Annotated in this window: 16 protein-coding genes; 10 read left to right on the forward strand and 6 right to left on the reverse strand. The window is 74.8% G+C overall.

All coding sequences use genetic code 11. The features are described 5' to 3' along the window. Positions 1-308 precede the first annotated feature (308 nt). Complete coding sequence (locus ACFQ11_RS29510) at positions 309-671, reverse strand: ArsR/SmtB family transcription factor (protein WP_378304539.1); 363 nt, start codon at positions 669-671, stop codon at positions 309-311. Positions 672-767: 96 nt separating this feature from the next. Here ACFQ11_RS29510 and ACFQ11_RS29515 point away from each other — a divergent pair, with 96 nt between their 5' ends. Next, positions 768-1,847: an NAD(P)-binding domain-containing protein gene (locus tag ACFQ11_RS29515; RefSeq protein ID WP_378304541.1), complete on the forward strand. Its 1,080-nt coding sequence runs from the start codon at positions 768-770 to the stop codon at positions 1,845-1,847. On the opposite strand, the gene ACFQ11_RS29520 is transcribed toward ACFQ11_RS29515, so the two are convergent. Further along, positions 1,834-2,199 (reverse strand): ArsR/SmtB family transcription factor, encoded by a 366-nt coding sequence (locus tag ACFQ11_RS29520; RefSeq protein WP_378304543.1) that lies wholly within the window; start codon positions 2,197-2,199, stop codon positions 1,834-1,836. The genes ACFQ11_RS29515 and ACFQ11_RS29520 overlap by 14 nt on opposite strands. 95 nt (positions 2,200-2,294) lie before the next feature. Here ACFQ11_RS29520 and ACFQ11_RS29525 point away from each other — a divergent pair, with 95 nt between their 5' ends. Next, positions 2,295-3,845, forward strand: a complete 1,551-nt coding sequence (locus tag ACFQ11_RS29525) for an FAD-dependent oxidoreductase (protein WP_378304545.1) — start codon at positions 2,295-2,297, stop codon at positions 3,843-3,845. 2 nt (positions 3,846-3,847) lie between these two features. Beyond that, on the forward strand, positions 3,848-5,104 hold the full coding sequence (locus ACFQ11_RS29530) for an MFS transporter (protein ID WP_378304547.1): 1,257 nt from the start codon (positions 3,848-3,850) through the stop codon (positions 5,102-5,104). On the opposite strand, the gene ACFQ11_RS29535 is transcribed toward ACFQ11_RS29530, so the two are convergent. The 4 genes from ACFQ11_RS29535 to ACFQ11_RS29550 form a co-directional block, all read right to left on the reverse strand. Beyond that, positions 5,085-6,233, reverse strand: coding sequence for a sulfotransferase family protein (locus tag ACFQ11_RS29535; RefSeq protein WP_378304550.1), 1,149 nt, complete (start codon positions 6,231-6,233; stop codon positions 5,085-5,087). The genes ACFQ11_RS29530 and ACFQ11_RS29535 overlap by 20 nt on opposite strands. Before the next feature lie 11 nt (positions 6,234-6,244). After that, entirely contained in the window at positions 6,245-7,048 is an 804-nt protein-coding gene (locus ACFQ11_RS29540; protein WP_378304552.1) for an SDR family oxidoreductase, read from the reverse strand. Beyond that, positions 7,045-8,304, reverse strand: a complete 1,260-nt coding sequence (locus ACFQ11_RS29545) for a hypothetical protein (RefSeq protein ID WP_378304554.1) — start codon at positions 8,302-8,304, stop codon at positions 7,045-7,047. The genes ACFQ11_RS29540 and ACFQ11_RS29545 overlap by 4 nt, the downstream gene beginning before the upstream one ends. 124 nt (positions 8,305-8,428) lie before the next feature. Next, positions 8,429-8,902 carry a nuclear transport factor 2 family protein gene (locus ACFQ11_RS29550; protein WP_378304556.1) on the reverse strand — a complete coding sequence of 158 codons (474 nt, stop codon included), beginning with the start codon at positions 8,900-8,902 and terminating at the stop codon, positions 8,429-8,431. Positions 8,903-9,017: 115 nt separating this feature from the next. Between ACFQ11_RS29550 and ACFQ11_RS29555 the strand changes: the two genes are divergently transcribed. From ACFQ11_RS29555 to ACFQ11_RS29585, 7 genes are all read left to right on the forward strand, one after another. Then, on the forward strand, positions 9,018-10,202 hold the full coding sequence (locus ACFQ11_RS29555; RefSeq protein WP_378304558.1) for a low temperature requirement protein A: 1,185 nt from the start codon (positions 9,018-9,020) through the stop codon (positions 10,200-10,202). Positions 10,203-10,444: 242 nt separating this feature from the next. Beyond that, entirely contained in the window at positions 10,445-12,313 is a 1,869-nt protein-coding gene (locus tag ACFQ11_RS29560) for a HEAT repeat domain-containing protein (RefSeq protein WP_378304560.1), read from the forward strand. A 152-nt stretch (positions 12,314-12,465) separates the two neighbouring features. Beyond that, positions 12,466-13,143, forward strand: a complete 678-nt coding sequence (locus ACFQ11_RS29565; RefSeq protein ID WP_378304562.1) for an SUKH-4 family immunity protein — start codon at positions 12,466-12,468, stop codon at positions 13,141-13,143. Between the two features lie 104 nt (positions 13,144-13,247). Further along, a complete protein-coding gene (locus ACFQ11_RS29570; protein ID WP_378304564.1) occupies positions 13,248-15,197 on the forward strand; it encodes a WD40 repeat domain-containing protein in 1,950 nt (649 codons plus the stop codon). 205 nt (positions 15,198-15,402) lie between these two features. Continuing rightward, positions 15,403-15,828, forward strand: coding sequence for a GtrA family protein (locus tag ACFQ11_RS29575; RefSeq protein WP_378304566.1), 426 nt, complete (start codon positions 15,403-15,405; stop codon positions 15,826-15,828). Then, positions 15,825-18,128, forward strand: coding sequence for a glycosyltransferase (locus ACFQ11_RS29580; RefSeq protein WP_378304568.1), 2,304 nt, complete (start codon positions 15,825-15,827; stop codon positions 18,126-18,128). The genes ACFQ11_RS29575 and ACFQ11_RS29580 overlap by 4 nt, the downstream gene beginning before the upstream one ends. Beyond that, positions 18,125-19,549: a glycosyltransferase gene (locus ACFQ11_RS29585; RefSeq protein WP_378304571.1), complete on the forward strand. Its 1,425-nt coding sequence runs from the start codon at positions 18,125-18,127 to the stop codon at positions 19,547-19,549. The genes ACFQ11_RS29580 and ACFQ11_RS29585 overlap by 4 nt, the downstream gene beginning before the upstream one ends. The last annotated feature ends 7 nt before the right edge of the window (positions 19,550-19,556 follow it).

Here is a 19,556-nt window from a genome sequence, read left to right on the forward strand (position 1 = left end):
CAGGACGCGCGCGGCGGCGGCCGTCAGCGCGGCGATCGGCCGCGCGGCGTACGGCGTCCCGGACGGTGGTCGGCGCCGCGCCGGGTGCGCGCGGCGGCGTCGGTGCAGGTGCGGTGTCACGTGCCCCTCCTCGAGGCCCAGGGCGGGAACCTCCCGGCAACTGGCCGCTCAAGTCGAACCCGCCCGTACGGCGCGGGATGGTGGCGCGGGTGACGGCCGGGCCAACAGCTACCGAATGATCTTCCCCGGGACGAGATCCGTGCGCGCGTGGAGGCGCTGATCGGCGAGCTGTCCGGCGCCTGAGCGCGTCAGCCCGGCGGCCCGTCCGGCGGGGGCGGGCAGCAGGCGTGCAGGTACGTCCGCAGCTCGGTGAGGGACGCGTCGACGGCGGCCGCGTCGATGCGGTAGTGGACCTGCTTGCCGACCTTGCGGGAGGTGAGCAGGCCGCCCCGGCGCAGGATCGCGAGCTGCTGGGACGCGGTCGGCTGCGCGATGCCGAGCCGTTCGGCGACCGTCCCGACGGTGATCTCGACGCCGCCGGTGAACAGTTCGAGCATCTGCTGCCGCTGCTCGCTCGCGAGCGCCTTGAGGAACTCCCGCGCGCCGGGCCCGAGCCGGGCCGCCGCGGCCCCGCACCCCGCCGTCTCTCCGGCGGGCACCGGATCGGTCACGGCTCCCCCTTCCGTCCCGCGTCACGCCGCCGCCCGTGATCCTACGCCGAGCATTGTCGTATTGACATATAAGAAAATGACAATATATTTGCCGCCATGGGAAGCGACATCGCATCCGTCGTCATCGTCGGCGGCGGGCAGTCCGGGCTGGCCACCGCGCGGGCCGCCCGCGCGCTCGGGCTCGACCCGCTGGTCCTGGAAGCCGCCGACGAGGCGGGCGGCTCCTGGCGGCACTACTACGACAGCCTCACCCTGTTCTCCCCGGCCTCCCGCAGCGCCCTGCCCGGCGTCCCGTTCCCCGGCGACCCGGACGGCTACCCGACGCGCGACGAGGTCGTCGCCTACCTGGCCGGCTACGCGGAACGGCTGGACGCGGACGTCCGCACGGGCCGCCGCGTCGAGCGGGTGGAGCCGGACGGCCGCGGCCTGCGGGTCGTCACCGCGGACGGGGAGGAGTTCGCGGCGCCGCTGGTGATCGCGGCGTCCGGCGGGTTCGGCCGCCCGTACCGGCCCGCGCTGCCCGGCCTGGACGCCTTCCCGGGGACGGTGCTGCACTCGTCCGGCTACCGGCGGCCCGAGCCGTTCGCCGGGAAACGGATCGTGATCGTGGGCGGCGGGAACTCGGCGGTGCAGATCGGCGTCGAGCTGGCCGGGGTCGCGGACGTCACGCTGGCGACCCGGCACCCGCTGCGGTTCGTGCCGCAGCGCATCGCGGGACGGGACGTGCACGTCTGGCTGCGGCGCACCGGGCTCGACACCGCGGGGTGGGCGCGCCCGCTGCTGGCCGGCGGCACGGGCACGCCCGTCATGGACACCGGCACCTACCGCGACCGGTTCGCCGCCGGCGACCTCGACCGGCGCCCGATGTTCACCGCGCTGGACGGCGACCGGGTCGTGTGGGCCGACGGGACGCGCGAGCGCGTGGACGTCGTCCTGCTGGCCACCGGTTTCCGGCCCGAGGTCGGCTACCTCGCGTCGCTCGGCGCGCTGGACGCCGAGGGGCTGCCGCGCCATCGCGGCGGCCTCTCGACCGTCCATCCCGGCCTGGGCTTCGCGGGCCTGGAGTGGCAGCGCTCGTTCGCGTCGGCCACCCTGCGCGGCGTCGGCGCCGACGCCCGCCACGTCCTGACGCGGCTGCGCGCCCGGCGGCGCGGGCGGGGAGTCAGGCGGAGGTGAGCGCGGGCAGCGCGAACAGTCCGGACAGGCGGGTCAGCCGCTCCTCGACGACCCGGTAGTACACCCAGGTCCCGCGCCGTTCGCCGTCGATGAGCCCGGCCTTGCGCAGCACCTTGAGATGGTGGGAGATCGTCGGCGCGGACAGCGGGAAGGCGGCGGTGAGGTCGCACACGCAGACCTCGCCGTCCGCGGCGGACGCGATCATGTTCAGCAGCCGCAGCCGGACGGGATCGGCCAGCGCCTTGAAGACCCCGGCCAGTTCGGCGGCCGCGGCCTCGCCCAGGGGCGGGCCGCTCAGCGGGGTGCAGCACACCTGTGCGGCGGCGTCCCCGGACATCCCCGATTTCGACATGTATCTAATTTGACACGCATCTATCCAGCGAGGCAAACTCGACCCTGATTAGATGGGTATCGAAACAGTTCGAGGGACCGCGAAGGAGCGAGCCGATGAGCACCCAGGACCGTTGCTGCGGAGTGAACGCCTGCTGCACCGACGCCGAGCACCCCGTCGACCCGGCCGTCACCGCCCGGCAGGCCAAGACGGACGCCGGCTGCGGCTGCGTCGACGACCGGGCGGACGCGCCGGTCGTCGTGATCGGCGCGGGGCCCGTCGGGCTGGCCGCCGCCGCGCACCTGGCCGAACGCGGCCTCGACTTCCTCGTGCTCGAAGCGGGCGGCGAGGTCGGCGCGGCGATCCGCGAGTGGGGCCACGTCCGGCTGTTCTCGCCCTGGCGCTACGACACCGACGCCGCCGCCCGCCGCCTCCTGGAGCCCACCGGCTGGACCCTCCCCGACCCCGGCCACCTGCCCACCGGCGCCGAACTCGTCGACCGCTACCTCCTCCCCCTCTCCCGCGTGCCCGAACTGGACGGACGCGTCCGCACCGGCGCCCGCGTCCTCGCCGTCACCCGCCGCGGCGCGGACGCAACCCGGACGATCGGCCGCGACGAGCGCCCGCTGCTGGTGCGCGTCCGGGAGGCGGACGGGACGGTCCGCGACATCGACGCCCGCGCCGTCATCGACGCGTCCGGCACCTGGGGGAACCGCAACCCGCTCGGGCACTCCGGGCTGCCCGCGCCCGGCGAGGCGGAGGCCGCAGCGCACATCAGCGGCCCGCTGCCCGACGTCCTCGGCCGCGACCGCGACCGCTTCGCCGGACGGCGCGCGCTCGTCGTCGGCATGGGCCACTCGGCCGCCAACACCCTCCTGGCCCTCGCCGAACTCGCCGAGACCGAACCGGGCACCCGCATCACGTGGGCCGTCCGCGGCGACTCGGTCGCCCGCCTGTACGGGGGCGGCGACGCCGACGGGCTCCCCGCCCGGGGCGCGCTGGGCACCCGCCTGAGGGAGGCCGTCGAGGCCGGGAGGATCGACCTGGTCCGCGGCTTCACCGTCGCCCGCATCGAAGGGGACGGCCCGGTCACCGTCACCGGCACCACACCGGACGGCGAGCGCGCCCTCACCGCCGACACGATCGTCGCCGCCACCGGTTTCCGGCCCGACCTGGACATGCTCCGCGAGGTCCGCGTCGAACTCGACCCGGCGACCGAGGCGCCCGTCCGGCTCGCGCCGATGATCGACCCGAACTTCCACTCCTGCGGCACCGTCCCGCCGCACGGCGAGAGCGTCCTCGCCCACCCCGAGACCGGCTTCTACCTGGCCGGGACGAAGAGCTACGGCCGCGCCCCGACGTTCCTGATGGCCACCGGATACGAGCAGGTCCGCTCCATCGTCGCCGCGCTCGCCGGGGAGCGCGAGGCCGCCGACGCCGTCCACCTCGACCTGCCCGAGACCGGCGTCTGCTCCACCGACCCGGTCACCGCCGCCCCGGCCACCGCCGACCTGCTGCCCGGCGCGCAGGCCGAGCCCGCGCCGCGCGCCGCCGCCGAACCCGCGTCGTCCTGCTGCGGTACGCCCGAGCCCGTCCCCGCCGGGGTCGGCTTCGCGACCGGACTCGCGCACGGCCGCTCCGGCGACGCCGAACGGGCGGACGCCTGACGGTGCCCGAGCGTCCCGCCCGCGCGATCCCGGCGGCGGCCGATCCCGCCGCCGGGGCGGGGCGCGTCTCCCGCGTCCCGCTGGTCGCGCTGTGCGTCACCGAGATCACGAGCTGGGGCGTCCTCTACTACGCGTTCCCGGTGCTCGTCCCCGCCATCACGGCCGACACCGGCTGGTCGGCGCCCGCGGCGACGGCCGCGTTCTCCGCCGCGCTCATCGTCGCCGCCGTCGCCGGGATCCCGGTCGGCCGGATCCTGGACCGGCGCGGCCCGCACCTGCCGATGACCGCCGGGTCCGTCCTGGCCGTCGCCGCGACCGCGGGCATCGCCGCCGCCCCGACGCTCGCCGCCTTCGCCGCGGCCTGGATGCTCGCCGGGGTCGCGATGTCGGCCGTGCTGTACCAGCCGGCGTTCGCCGCCCTCACCCGGTACCACGGGCCGCGGCACCTCGGCCCGCTCACCACCCTCACCCTCGTCGCGGGCCTGGCGAGCACCGTGTTCGCGCCGCTCACGCACGTGCTCGCGGACCATCTCGGCTGGCGCGGCGTCTACCTCGTCCTCGCGGGCGTGCTCGCCGCCGTCACCGTCCCGCTGCACGCCGTCGCCCTGCGCCGCCCCTGGCCCCCGCCGCACGAGCGCCCCGGCGCCCCGCCCGCGCCCCGGACGGACGTGCGCCGCATCGTCCGCGGCCGTCCGTTCGCGATGCTGGCCGCCGCGCTCACCCTCTCGGCGTTCACGACGTACGCGGTGCTGATGAACCTCGTGCCGCTGCTCACCGAGCGCGGCGCGTCCCCGGCCGTCGCCGCCTGGGCGCTGGGCCTCGGCGGCGTCGGGCAGGTCGCCGGACGCCTGTGCTACGGGGCGCTCGCCCGCCGCACCGGCCTGCGCGCCCGCACCGCCGGGGTGCTCGGCCTGTCCGCGGCGACGACCGCGGCGCTCGCCGTGCTGCCCGGGCCGGTCGCGCTGCTCATCGCGGTCGCCGTGCTCGCCGGGACCGCGCGCGGCGTCACCACGCTGCTGCTCGCCACCGCCGTCTCCGACCGCTGGGGCACCGCCGCGTACGGCTCGCTGTCCGGCGTCCTCGCCGCGCCGGTCACCGTCGCCGGGGCCGTCGCGCCGTGGGCGGGTGCCGCGCTCGCCGCCGTGTTCGGCGGTCAGGCCGCCCTGTTCGCCGTCCTCGCCGCCGTCGCCGCGGCGGCCGCGCTGCTGGCCGCCGGGAGCGTCCCCGCGCGCGGGGACGTCACGGCACGAGACCCGTGAAGCGCTCGTCGACCTCCTCCGGGGTGAGGCCGAAGTCCGCGAGCGAGTAGCGGTGCGACGGGCGGGCCGAGCCGCTCGTGCTCTCGGCCTGCAGTCGCTCCATCGCCGCCCGGGCGTCGTCGCCGAACGGCAGCCCGAACCGCGCGTACACGGACTCGACCGTCCCGATCGGGTCGCGGACGAAGTCGTCGTAGTGGACGTCGGCGAACCGCGCGGGATCGTGCCGGGCGCGTTCGGCGCGGAACGCGGCGAGGCCGCGGCTCCACAGGTCGAGCTGGTCGCGGCCGATGGTCGCGCCGGTGAAGGCGTCCGACCAGCCGTCGGTGGCGTGCGCGGCGAGGCTGCACATGGACGCCATCGCGGTGCGCGGCTCCCGGTGCGTCTGCACGATCAGCGCGTCCGGGTAGACCTCGAGGAGCGCGTCGAGGGCGAACAGGTGGCTCGGGTTCTTCAGCACCCAGCGCCGCCCGGGGTCGTTCATTCCGATCAACTGCAGGTTGCGGCGGTGCCTGCGGTACGCGGGCGTCCAGTCCTGCCCGGCGAGCCAGGCCGAGTAGGACGGGACGTGCGCGAGGCACTCGAACGAGATCGACCGCATGCTCTGGCGGAGGAGCTGCCAGCACTCCTCGACCGTGTCCGCCGCGATGTAGTGCACGCCCATGAACTCGGGGTTCTCGACGTGGTGCCGCCGGTAGCCCGCGTCGATCGCCCGGTAGACCGGGTCGTCCGCCCAGGTGTCGCGGGGCGGGCGCGGCTGCGGCACCTCCGCCAGCCACACCTCGAGGCCCTGGTGGGCGGGGTCGGCGGTGAGCAGCCGGTGCAGCGCGGTGGTGCCGGTGCGCGGCAGCCCGGTGACGAAGACCGGGCGCTCGATGGGCACGTCGGCGTGCCCCGGATGGCGCCGCCACGCGGCCTCCGACCACAGCCGGGCCGCGAGCGCGCCGCGCAGGATGGCGCGCTGCGCCTTGTTCCCGGCCGGGGTGAGCGCCGCCTCCCGGGCACAGGAGTCCAGGAGCACCTCGAGACCGTCGGAGTAGTCGTCGGCGCCGAAGTCGTCCAGGCCGGTGACCTTGCGCGCGGAGGCGTGCAGGTCCTCGACGGTGCCGAGGGTGTCGCGTCCAGCCGGCATCGGTGCTCCTCTCAGTGGTGCCACTCGCCGCAGTTGACGTCGAGGCACTGCCCGGTGACGGCGCGGGCGAGCGGGGACAGCAGGAACATCACCGTGTCGGCGATCTCGTCGGGTTCGGGGAGCCTGCCGAGGTCCGTCGTCGCCGCGGCCTCGTCGTAGATCGTCTGGGCGGGGACGCCGCGTTTCTTCCCGAGGCGGTCGAAGTACCACTTCAGGTTGGGCGCCCAGATGTAGCCCGGGGCGACGGTGTTGACGCGGACGCCCCGGGGCCCGAGTTCGGTCGCGAGGCTCTGCGCCATCGACAGCAGCGCCGACTTCGCCATCTTGTACGCGCCGTAGGTGCGGCGGGAGTGCCGCAGCACCGCCGAGTTGATCATCACGACGGAGCCGTCGCGCTCGGCGAGCGCGGGCGCCAGCAGCCGGGTGAGCCGCAGCGCGGCCAGCACGTTCGTCTCGAAGCCCGCGCGGACGGCGTCCAGGTCGACCTCCGTGAGGTCCTTCAGCGGCGGGGTCGCGAACGCGTTGTTGACCAGGCCGTCGACCCGCCCGAACGCGTCCAGGGCGGCGTCGGCGAGCCGGGTGCAGGCCGTCTCGTCGCGGATGTCGGCCGGGACGGCCAGCGCGCGCCGCCCGAGGCCCTCGACGTCCGCGGCGACCTCGGCGAGCCGTTCCTCGTTGCGCGCGGCGAGCACGACGTCCGCCCCAGCCGCCGCGCACCGCAGCGCGAGGGAGCGGCCCAGGCCGGGGCCGACGCCGGACACGACGACGACCCGGTCCGCCAGCGGCGCCGCGAGCGGCGTTTCCGGGGCGGTCATCCGAGCATCCGGCGGGCGACGGCGACCTGGCGGGCCGCGATCCGCTCGCGCCACTCGTCCGGGGTGACGCGCTGCCGCTCGTGGTACGGCAGCCGGGCGGGCAGCGCGTCGAACGGCATCACCTCGGCGGACGGGCCGTCGGCCGGGGTGAGGTCGCGGGCCAGCCGCTGCCAGCGGAACTGCAGGTAGCCGCGCCGATGGCCGGTGGTCTCGATCCAGTTCGCGAGGCCGGGATCGCGCTCGCCGACCACGTACCGGATCATGCCGTCCGGGTCGACGCGGGCCTGGTCGGCGGTGAGGCTCGTCTGGTGGTTGATGTAGTCGAGCGACACGTACCACATGCTCCCGAGCTGGAAGCCCTGGTAGGGGGCCACGGCCTTGTCGGCGGCCGGGCACGTGATCACCATGACCTCGTCGTCGGCGAGGTCGTAGTGCCCGACGGACGAGAACTGCGTCGTGAGCCCGCCGGGAGTGCTCCGCGGCTCGGTCAGCGTGTTGACCGGCAGCCGCAGGTAGTGCCATTCGGGGAACGCCAGGAACGTGCGGATCCGCGCCACGAGCATCCGCCCGGCGATGTCGAACCGGCGGGCCATCGCGTCCGCCGGCACCGGCGGCGGCGACGTCCCGAGCGTGTCGGCGCGGTGGATGCGGATCTCGCCCGGCCGCTCGGTCGCCCAGTCGCCGAACACCTCCCGGACGATCAGCATCGCCGAGCCGGGCGCGAGCGCGAAGTACCCCGGGCCCGCGTCCGGGCGCGGCGGGCCGAACCGCACCCGGTACTCGCCGTCCGGGCCGATGTCGAGCTCGCGGTCGTCGAACGCGGTGAGGCTGTCGGGCGACGCGGTCGGCGAGTAGTCGCCGTTCATCACCTGGAAGCTCAGGTCGGCGGTGGTGCCGCGGCGGCCGGTCACCACGTACTCGGCGTCGTCGCGGATGTAGGCGTGGAAGTAGAGGGTGTCGGGGTTGTCGAGGCCCAGCTTGCTGTAGGGGCCGGTCGACGCCGCGAAGAACGGGAAGTCCTTCTGGTAGGCGCCGACCATGTGCAGCGACGCCTTGATGCTGCCGGCGAGGTAGTCCAGCCCCTCGGCGAGGTCCTGCTCGGTCCGGACGTGCGGGGCGGTGCGGACCAGCCGCTCGGCCTCGGCGACCGCCGCGGCGAAACCGCGCGTGGCGGCGGTGTCCGGGTCGGCGTCGGGCGGGGCGGCGCCGGACGGGGCGGCACCGGAGGGGGCGGTCTCGGTCGGTTCGGTGGTCACCGGGCTCCTCGGGTTGGCGGCACGGCCCGCGCCGGCGCACGGCGGATCATCGACTGTGGCCCGGATGTTAGAACGTGTTCTACCCCGGGTCAACGGGTCCCCGCGGTACGGGCGTCCGGCGGCGTCACGCGGCGCCCGGCACCGGGGTGGTGAACTTCAGGCTCGGCACGTCGTCCAGCGACACCGTGTACTCGTACGTGCGCCGATGGCCGGTGCGCTCGACCCGCCACCGGCCGTCCGCCCCGCGCACGTAGACGTCGGTGTAGTGGGCGGCGCCCCGGATCAGCAGCCGCGCCTCGGGGATGATGACGGAGTCGTCCAGCGCCCAGACGCCCGTCGCGCGGTCGCCGTCCACGTCGATCTCGGGCTGACCGGCGGTGTGCGTGGTGATGCTGCCGGGCCCGAGGTTCTCGCGCATGTAGGCGACGATGGCGTCCCGGCCCTCCAGCCGCAGCGTGCGGCCGAGCACCGGGGTGTCGTACTCGGCGACGGCGTCCTCGGTGAACACCTCGGCGAACTCGTCCCACAGCTTGAGGTCGACGCAGCGCAGGTAGCGGTGCTTCAACCGGCGGATCTCTTCCAGCGCGACCAAATCCATGGGCCCAGCCTGCTCGCCGACCGGCGATTAGGCAAGAACAAGTTCTACCAAGCCCGTCACCTATTGTGCTGGCTACGATGCTCTACGTGACATCATCGACGAGAGCGCCGGCCGGGTGAGCGGGGACGGCGGCGCGCTGCGGCGGGCGATGCGGGCGCGCGACCCGGGCGAGGAGCACCGCGCCGCGACCCCGCTGGAACTGCTGTTCGACCTGACGTTCGTGGTCGCGGTCGCGCAGGCCGCCGCGGCGCTGCACCACGAGCTCGCCGAGGGCCATCTCGCGTCGGGCCTCCTCGGATACGTCGCGGTGTTCTTCGCGATCTGGTGGGCCTGGATGAACTTCACCTGGTTCGCCTCCGCCTACGACACCGACGACGCCCTCTACCGGGTGCTGACCCTGCTGCAGATGGGCGGCGTCCTCGTGCTCGCGGCCGGGGTCGAGGAGGCCCTGACCGACTACGACTTCACGCTCGTCACCATCGGCTACGTCGTCATGCGGGCGGCGCTGATCGCGCAGTGGCTGCGCGCCGCCGCCGAGCACCCCGAGGGGCGGGCCGCCACGCTCCGCTACGCGGCCGGGATCGCGCTCGTCCAGGCCGGCTGGGTCGGACGGCTGTGGCTGCCGGACGACGCCGCCGTGATCGGCTTCGCGGTGCTGGTGGTCGCGGAACTGGCGGTGCCGATGTGGGCGGAGGCCCGCGGCCGGATGACCGCCTGGCATCCCGGGCACATCGCCGAACGGTACGGGCTGTTCACGATCATCGTGCTCGGCGAGGTCATCCTCGCGACGCTCAACGGCGTGCGGGCGGTGTCGTCCGAGCACGGCTTCTCCGCCTCGATCGTCCTGATCGCGACCGGCGGCCTGCTGCTGGTGTTCGGGCTGTGGTGGCTGTACTTCGGCGGCCCCATGGAGACGCTGCCGTCGCTGCGGGTCGCGCTGATGTGGGGATACGGGCATTACCTGGTGTTCGCGTCGGTCGCCGCGATCGGCGCGGGCCTGGAAGCGGCGCTGGACGTCACCGAGCACCACGCGCACGTGTCCGAGCGGGCCACCGGGCTCGCCGTCGCCGTGCCGGTCGCGGGGTTCCTGCTGGTCCTGGCGGCGCTGCAGGACCTCGTCCGGTCCGGGACGGCCGTCCGCCGGCTGCTCTTCCCCGGCGGCGCCGCCGTCGCCGTCGCGCTCGGGTTCGCCGCCCCGGAGACCGGGCTGGGCGGCGCGGTGCTCGGCATGGGCCTGACGGTCGCGGCCCTGGTCGCGTCGAGCACGGCGACCGCCCGCCGCCGGGCCTCGCACCGCTGACGCCGCCTTCCGCCGGTCGCGGACGCCGCTTCGCCGACCCCCGGCGCACCCGCCCGAAACCGGAGATCCGGCCGACGAGCGGGCAGCGGCGAACTGACACGAACCCGAATCCGGCTTTACTGTGCGGCGATGGATTCCGGATCCACAGATGGGCCGCCCGGCGCCCCGGCCGCGCTCGCCACGACGGCCCCTCGCGCACGCACCTCCGCACGTCCCGCCCACCCCCCGCGCGAGGCCCGCACGTGAGCGACGTCCCGTGGGGCGAACTCGTCCACGCCTACGGTTCCGCCGCCGCGCTGCCCGGCACCCTGGAACGGGCCGCGTCCGCCGACCCCGCCGTCGCGGAACAGGCCCTGGACTCCCTGTTCGGCACCATCTACCACCAGGGCTTCGTGTACCCCGCGACCGTGCCCGCCGTCGAGGTGCTCTACCGGCTCCTGTCCGACCCGGGCGTCCACCACCGGCCCCGGATCCTCGAACTGCTCTCGGCCGTCGCGGGCGCGGTCTGGGACCTCGAGGACCAGGACGAGGACCTGCAGGCCTGGGCGCGGGACGCGCGCGCGGCGGTCGAAGCCGGATACCGCACGCTGATCAGCCTCCTCGACGACGGCGACCCGGACGTCCGCGCCGCCGCCGCGTTCGTCCTCGCGGACCTCCCCGAGCACGACCCCGACCCGGTGACGACGCTGCGCGCGTCGTTCGCCGGCGAGGGCGACGCGGGCGCCGCCGCCGGCATCGTCCTCGCCGTCGGCGACATCTGCCGCGACCGCGACGACCGGCCCCTCGCCTGGCTCGCCGAGCGGGCCCGCGACGGCCGCCGCGAGGTGCGGGCCGCCGCCGCGACCGCCCTGCTGTGGTGCGGCGCGGACGACCCGGGCACCGACCTCCTGCGAGCCCTCACCGACGAGATCCGGGCCCCGGAGTCCGCGCTCGACGGGCAGCTCTGGGTGCTCGGCGAGGGCCGCACCGGGTTCCTGACCGCCGCACTGGACGACCGTCCCGGCCCGCAGATCCGGCTCGCCCGCGACGCGCTCGCCGTTCCCGCCCCGGCGAAGGCGGCGGAGGCCGCGCGCCGCGCCGGTGAGGTCATGCGCACCTGGCGGGACGGCCCCGCCGCGCTGCTCCCGCCCCTCGCCGGCCTCCTCACCGGGCCGGACGAGGTCGTCCGCGAAGCCGTCTGGCAGATCAGGCAGGGCGGCCCGGACATCGCCCTCGTCGCCGACGCCCTGCCGCCGCTGCTCGGCCGCCCCGAGAACGTCGTGGCGGGCGCCGCGCTCGAGGCCCTCGCCCGCGCGGGGGACGCACGTGCCGTCCCCGTGCTGGCCGCCGACCTGGCCGAACCCCGGCTCGCCTTCGACCCGGCCCGCGCGCTGGCCGGTCTCCGCGACCACGCCGACGCGCTCGTCCCGGACGTCCGCGCGTTCCTCGCCGAGCCGGTGAAGGGCACCGGCTTCGCCGGGAACCTGCTCACGAGCGTCCTGCACGGGACGGCCGCGTGGGGCGAGCGCGCGCTGCCGCTGCTCCCGGAACTCGTGTCCCTGCTCGAACGCCGCAAGGCCGTCCCGTCCGCCGCCCGGGTCCTGGCGTCCCTCGGGCCCGCCGCCACCGACGCCGTGCCCGTCCTGCGCCGCTTCCTCGGGCGCAGGCACGGGCGTCCGGCGAGCGAGAACGCCGCGTGGGCGATCTGGCGGATCACCGGGGACGGCGACGAACCGCTGCGGTACCTCGCCCGCGCCGTCCGCCACGGCCCGGACGACGACGCCGCCGGGCACCTGTTCGCGCTCGGCGCCGCCGCGGCCCCGGCCGTCCCGCTGCTGGACCCGGCGACGCCGCCGGGCGCGGCCATCGTCCATCGGGTGACCGGCGACACCGCGTCGCTGCTCCCCCACCTGGTGGCCGCGGTCGACGCCACCCCGGCGGGGATGCTCGCCGTCCGGCGGCTCGGCGCCATCGGGCCGCCCGCCGTCGCGGCCGTCCCGGCCGTCCGGGAGATCGCGGAGAGCCCGCGCGTCATGGCGGGCGGGGCCGCCGCCGACGTCGTCGCCGCCGACCGGGCGTACCGGGCCGTCGCGGCCCGTGCGCTCGCGCGCATCACCGGAGCCGATCGGTGAACGGGGCGGCCACCCCGGCGCGGGTGAACTCTTCGCCATTTCCGGCCGTGCGGGAAATGACCCGAAAATGGCCGGGCGGCGGCGCCTCACGCGTCAAGACCGTCCATTTGGTAGACTGCCGGATCGCAATCTACCCCGATGATGGTCCGTAAATGAGCAACCCGTCCTCCCTCCTCACCGCCGCGGCGGTCGACGAGGTCTTCGGGGACGGCGGAGCGGTGCGCCCGTCCGCCGCGTCGCTCCCCGCGGGCGTCACGCACCGCGCCACCCGGGAGTTCCTCACCCGCGTCGGCCTGCCCGCCGAACTGCGCGGCAGGGCGGCCGTCGTCCACCGGCCCGACGACCCCGGCTGGACCCCGCTCCCCGCCCTCCGGGAAGAGATCGGGAAGCACGGCTGGGCCTGGACCATGCCGGAACGCCCCGAACACCGGTTCTGCATCGGTACGATCTTCGGGCTCGGGCTTCTCACCCTCAACGGCGAGAACGGGCAGATCTGGTTCATCTCGGAAAGCGAAGGCGGCCTCACCCTCCTGCACAAGAACGTCGAATCGCTCGCCTACTACATGTACGCGATCGAACGGAACGCCAAGAAGTACAGCGCGTCCTACGCGATGTCCATCGACGAGAAGCCGGACGACCCGCGCGAAGAATTCGACGTGTACATGGAAGGCGCACGCGCACTGGCCGTCGAACTCCACACGATCGACCCCGCGCCGTTCGCCCACGGTCCGGGCGAACCGTGGGGAGACGACGGCGAAGGCCCCTGGGCGTGGATGATCCGGGAGATGTCCGAAGGCGCGTGGGCCGAATGGCCCCGGAAGGAAATGTGACTCACCGAGCACCGCCGCCCCACGACATGGGGGCGGGCAGGAATCCGGCCGCGGCGACCCTCCGCCGGTGGGCCCGGGACGACCGGCGCCCGTCCGTGTGCTTGGTGACGGGATCCCCCGCCGCCGGGAAGACCCGGCTCATCGCCGAACTGATGGCCGACGACGCGTTCGCCGCGCACTTCCACGCGTTCGTCCCGCTCCGCGGCATGACCGTGGCATCGGCCACCTGGGCGCTCGCCGAGCAGCTCAGCCTCCCCGGGGAGACCCCCGAGGCGCTGCTCGCCGTCCTCGCCGCGGACGCCCGGCGCACCACGATCGTCGCCCCGTCGCTCGACGAGAGCGGGATCCGCTGCGACGGCGCGGAAGCGGGCGGGATCGTCGAGTCGCTCCTGCAACCGCTCACCGAGCTGCCGCACGTCCGCCTCCTCGCCGAGGCGCGCCCGGAGTACCTCACGACGTTCTCCGCGCGCGCCGACCTGGTCAACCTGGACGACCCCCGGTACACCGACCGCGCCGCCTTCGCGGAATGGCTCCGGCGCACCGCGGCCGCCATCCGGGTCGACCCCCGCCTGGCCGCGGCCGCGGCCCGGTACCACCCGAACGCCGGCCTCGCCGAGCTGGCCCTGCGCGCGGGCCCCGGCGGCGACGTCGTGGGCCGCTGGCTCCGGCTCGTCCACCCGCAGGCATGGCCGGCCGTCGAGGCGCTCGCGTCCGCCTACGAGGAACTCGACGCCGACACCTGGTACGGCTGGACGAGCGCGCTCACCGGCGACCCGCAGCGCGCCCGCGCCGCCGTCACCGCCGTCATGCCCCTCGTCCAGCGCACCGGCGACGGGCACCTCCTCGGCTGCCGCCCCGTCGCCGAGGCGATCCGGCGCGCCCGCACCCCCCAGGCGACCGCCCACATCGACCGGGCGCTGGGCGCCGGCATGTACGCGTCCGTGCCCGAGTCCGGCGGCAGGCCCGACTGGTCGCGCGCGTCCGGCTACGTCCTGCGGCACCTCGCCCGGCACGCCGTCGAAGCCGGCGTGGCCCCGCAGCTCCTGGCCGACCCGGGCTTCCTCGTCCACGGCGAGCCCATCGTCGTGACCGGCGCGCTCGAAACCGTCCCCGGCCCCGCGACCGACGCCTGGCTGACGGTCGGAACCGGCCTGCTCTCGGCGAACTCCCCCGCCGAACGCGCGTCCGTCCTCCGGCTGGGCGCCCTGCTCCTCCCGGACGGCGCCCTCGCCGACCGCCTCGCGCGCTTCGCGCGGCACGCCACCTGGGTGCCCGCCTGGGCGAGCGCCCTTCCGGACGGCCCCGGGTCCGGGACGGTCTCCAGCCTCGCCCTCGGCACCGACGCGGACGTCCTCCACGGTGCGACCGTCGACGGCCCCGTCCACACGATCTCCACCGAGGACGGAAGCGTCCTCGACCGGACGTCCGCGAACGCCGGAACCGTCCGGGGCCTCGTCCCCCTCCCGGACGGCACCCTCCTCCACCTCGGCTCGTCCGGCGACCTCGGCCTGCTCGGCCCCGACACCGCCCGCCACGACGCCCTCCTCGCCCGCCTCCCCGGCAGCGCGCCCCCCACCGCCCTCGGCGCCGACCCGACCGCGTCCACGATCGTCCTCGGCGACCGCTCCGGCGCCCTCCGCGCCGTCCAGCCCGGCACCGACGCACCAGCCGACGAGTGCGCCACCCCGTTCGGCGCGATCCGGGCCGTCACGTGCCTCACCACGCCCGGCGCCCGCCTCGCCGTGTTCGCCGGCTCGGACGGCGCCGTCCGCATGTGGACGATCGGCGCCGACCTCCTCGACCAGCCGGCCGTCCGGCGCCCCACGGCCGTGTCCGCCGTGACCTCCGCGCTCCTCCCGGACGGCCCCGCCTTCGCCGCCGCGTGGGCCGACGGCTGGATCTGGTTCTGGCGCTCCGCCGGGGAGGACATGCTGCTGTCCCCCCTCGGGCTCCCCGTCCGAACCCTCGCCCTGCGGCCGGACGGCACCCTGTACGCCGCCGGCCCCTTCGGCATCACCGCCCTCCACCCCGGCAACCCCGCCTCCGCGAATTGAGCACTCAGCCGGACATTCCCACAAGCCGGTGCGCCTTCCGGTTCCGCGCCCCGGCCGGGCCGTTCGGTCCTTGTACGGACTTTTGGCGTCCGATCACCCGCGTTGGCGGACGCACGGGTATGACCCCATCCGGAGCGAAGACGCCCAGAGCACCTCAGTCGCGTCCTCGCCGACCCAATGAAACGGTCACCGGCCAAGGACACGAATGACCCGCCTTACCTCACGCCTGCTTCGCTACGTTTCCGTCGGGGGCCTTTGCTTCTCTCTCCAATACGCCTTCGCCTCCGCGCTCGGCCGGGCCGGCACGCCCTGGCCGCTCGCCAACGCCGCCGGATTCCTCACCTCGGCCCAGTTGAACTTCCTCCTCAGCACCACCTGGACCTGGCGCGACCGGACGATCCGCGTCGCATGGCCGCGCTGGGCCGCCTACCACGCGTCCGTCCTGCTGGCCCTCGGCGCCAACACGGCCGTCTTCCTCCTCGCCTACCGCCGCACCGGCCCGCTGCCCGCGGCCCTCCTCGGCGTCCTCACCGGAAGCACCGCCGCCTACCTCGCCTGCGACCTCGGGGTCTTCCGCCGCCGAGCCGCCCCGCCCGAAACGCTCCGGCGCGAGACGGAGACCGCCCGATGACGGACGCGGCGGCGCTACGGGACGCCCCCGCGCCGCGTCCCGCCACGGACGGCGTGGTCGTCGTCATGCCCGCCTACCGCGAGGCGAAGAACCTGGCCGCGACCGTCGAGGACTTCCTCACCACCCTCGCCGCGCTCGGCCACGACCACCGCGTCATCGTCGTCGACGACGGCAGTCCCGACACGACCGGCGCGGTCCTCGACGACCTGGTCGCCCGCTCCGGGGGACGCGTCATCGGCGTGTGGCACGAACGCAACCGCGGCTACGGCGCGGCCGTCCGCACCGGCATCCGCACCGCCCTCGAGCGGACGTCCATGCGCTGGCTCCTGCTGACCGACTCCGACGGCCAGTTCCGCGCCGCCGACCTGGACGCCCTCCTGACCGTCCGGCGGCACGACCGGGCCGACGCGGTGATCGGCTACCGGCGCGAACGCGCCGACCCCCTGCCGCGCCGCGTCAACGGGCACCTGTGGACGCTCGCCGGACGGCTCCTGCTCGGCACCCGCAGCCGCGACGTCGACTGCGCCTACAAACTCCTCGACCGGCGGCTCCTCGAAGGGCTCGACCTCGTCGACGAGGCCGCCGCGATCGACCCCGAACTCCTCGCCCGCATCGGCCGCGGCCACGCCCGCGTCGTCGAACACCCCGTCGAGCACCACCCGCGCGCCCACGGCGAACCGACCGGCGCGTCCCCCCGCGTCATCGTCCGATCGTTCCTCAGCCTCGCGCGGGTCTACGCCGAACTCGTCCGCGACGGCCACAAGTGGCGGCGGACACGCGCCCTGTTCACCCCGTCCGACCCGGTGCTCGCACTCGTCACCCTCGCGGCCGTGCTGCTGTCGGCGGGCGCGTTCGTCCACCACCTGAACCTCGGCACCGTGCTGCTGTACAACGACGCCACCGCGCACCTCCTCATCGCCCGGCGCGTCCTCGACAGCCCCACCCCCGGCCTCGCGCAGCTCGGCGGCGTCTGGCCGCCGCTCCCGCACCTGCTCGCGCTGCCCCTCGTCTGGTACGACGACCTCTACCACTCGGGCTTCGCCGGCTCACTGATCTCGATGGCGTCCTACACGGTGACCGTCCGGTACCTGTACCTGACCGCGTCCACCCTCGGACGCTCCCGCGCCGCCGGCCTCGCCGCCGCCGCGACCTTCGCCCTCAACCCCAACGTGCTCTACCTGCAGAGCACCCCGATGACCGAACTGCCGCTGTTCGCCTGCATCACCGTCGCCGTCCACCACCTGCACGAATGGTCCCGGACCGGACGGTACTCCCGGCTGGTGGCGGCGTCCCTCGCCACGATGCTCGCCACGCTCACCCGCTACGAGGGCTGGGTCCTCGCCGCCGCGCTCACCCTCGTGGTCGCGTACATCTCCTGGCGGCGGTGGAAGAGCCCCGCCCACGTCGAGGCCCACACGCTCTTCTTCGGCGTCGTCGCGTTCAGCGGCGTCGTCGCGTGGATCGGGTGGAGCCAGGCGATCTTCGGTGACGCGCTCTACTGGCTGTCCGGCGAGTACGCGAAGGCGTCACTGTGGGTGTCGTCCGCCGACGAGAACATCGGCTCCCCCACCCGCTCCGGGACGACCTACGCCTGGGCGCTCGCACACGACCTCGGCCTCCCCGCACTCCTCGCCGCCCTCGCCGGCCTCCTCGTCTACGCGTGGCGCCACCGCCTCCGCCCCGCCGCCGTCGCCCCCTACACCCTCCTCTCCTTCCTCCCCTTCTTCGTCTACGCCCTCTGCTCCGGCCGGCGCCCCATGAAGGTCCCCGAACTCCAGGGCGAGTTCTACAACGTCCGCTTCGCCCTCATCATGGCGCTGCCCACCGCCCTCTTCCTCGGCTACCTCGTCTCCGCGGCGCCCCGCCGGCTCCTCCGCCTCCCGGCCCGCGCGGCCCTCGCGACCGCCGCCGTCGCGACCGTCCTCGCCGTGCCCGGAACCGCCACGCTCGCCGAACCGCGAAACTGGACGTCCGGCGACACCGCCCGGCCCGCGGCCGCCTGGCTCCGCGAGCACTACGACCACGGCGACCTCCTCATGGAGGGCCCCCACAACGAGACGATCGCGTTCCGCTCGGGCGTCCCCACCGGCCGCATCGTCTACGAGGGCAGCTACCGCCTGTGGGAACCCGCCCTGCGCACCCCCGCCGCCCACGTCCGCTGGATCTACGCGCGCACCCTCCCCGGCTGGGAAGACCGCGTATGGCGCCGGCTCCGCGACGACCCCGCGCTCACCCGCGACTACACGCTCCTCTTCCAGGACGACGTCCAGCGGATCTACCGCCGCAAGGAGGCCCCATGACCCTCCCCGACGAACTGAGCGCGCGCCGCCTCCTCGGCACCGGCCAGACGATCACCGCCGTCGCCGCACTCGTCGTCCTCACCACCGCCGTGGCCCTGCACGCCCTCACCGGCCACGGCCCCGCCCCCCACCAGTACGCCCGCGCACTCGTCGCGCTCCTCACCATCGTCTACGCCGCGACACTCGTCTTCCGCGCCGCGATGGTCCTCGGCGCCTGGAACTCCCCGGTCATCAGGGTCGACGCCACGCACCGCGACGACCTCCCGCCCTACACCGTCCTCGTCCCCCTCTACCGCGAGGCGAAGGTCCTCCCCACGCTCCTCGAACGCCTCGCCCACCTCGACTACCCCGCCGACCGCCTGCAGATCCTCCTGCTCGTCGAAGCGGACGACGAAGAGACCCGTGCGGCGCTCCCCCCGTTGACGGCCCCCTTCGAGGTCGTCCGCATCCCCCCGTCCACACCCCGCACCAAACCGAAGGCCTGCAACATCGGACTGGCCCGAGCCCGAGGCGAGTTCGTCGTCATCTACGACGCCGAGGACCGTCCCGACCCCGACCAACTGCGCAAAGCCGTCCTGGCCTTCGACTCGCTCCCCGACCGCGTCGTGTGCGTCCAGGCCGAACTCCAGTACTGGAACCCCTGGACCAACTGGCTGACCCGCTGCTTCGCCGCCGAATACGCGACGAACTTCAGCCTGCTCCTCCGCGGCCTCGACCGGTACCGCATGGCGATCCCCCTCGGCGGCACCTCGAACCACTTCCGCACCGACGCCCTCCGCGCCCTCGGCGGCTGGGACCCCTACAACGTCACCGAGGACGCCGACCTCGGCATCCGCATCGCCCGCCGCGGCTGGGACGTCCGCATGATGGTCTCCGTCACCGAAGAGGAGGCCAACAGCCGCCTCGGCAACTGGATCCGCCAGCGCAGCCGCTGGATCAAGGGCTTCATGCAGACCTGGCTCGTCCACACCCGCCACCCGCTGCGCCTCTGGCGCCAGCTGGGCACCAGACGAACGATCGCCTTCCACCTCACGATGGGCTTCCCCACCCTGACGACCCTCGCCAACCCGGTCTTCTGGTCCCTGACCGCCCTCTACCTCTGCACCGGCACCCGCCACGTCGAGGCCCTCTACCCGCCCGTCCTCCTCTACACCGGCGGCACCACGATGATCATCGGCAACTTCCTGATGATCTACTGCATGATGGCCGGCTGCATGGAACGCGGCCTCTTCCCAGCCGTCCGCACCATGCTCACCATTCCCCTCTACTGGGCCCTGATGAGCCTCGCCGCCTACAAAGCGGCGGCCCAGCTCCTCCACCCCTCCCGCCGCCACTTCTGGGAGTTGACCGACCACGGCCTAGTAACCGCCCCACCCGAAGCCCGCACCCCAACCCCCACCAACCAAACAACCGTCGCCTGATTTAGAA

This window comes from Actinomadura sediminis (assembly GCF_042675525.1).
Taxonomy (GTDB): Bacteria; Actinomycetota; Actinomycetes; order Streptosporangiales; family Streptosporangiaceae; genus Spirillospora; species Spirillospora sediminis.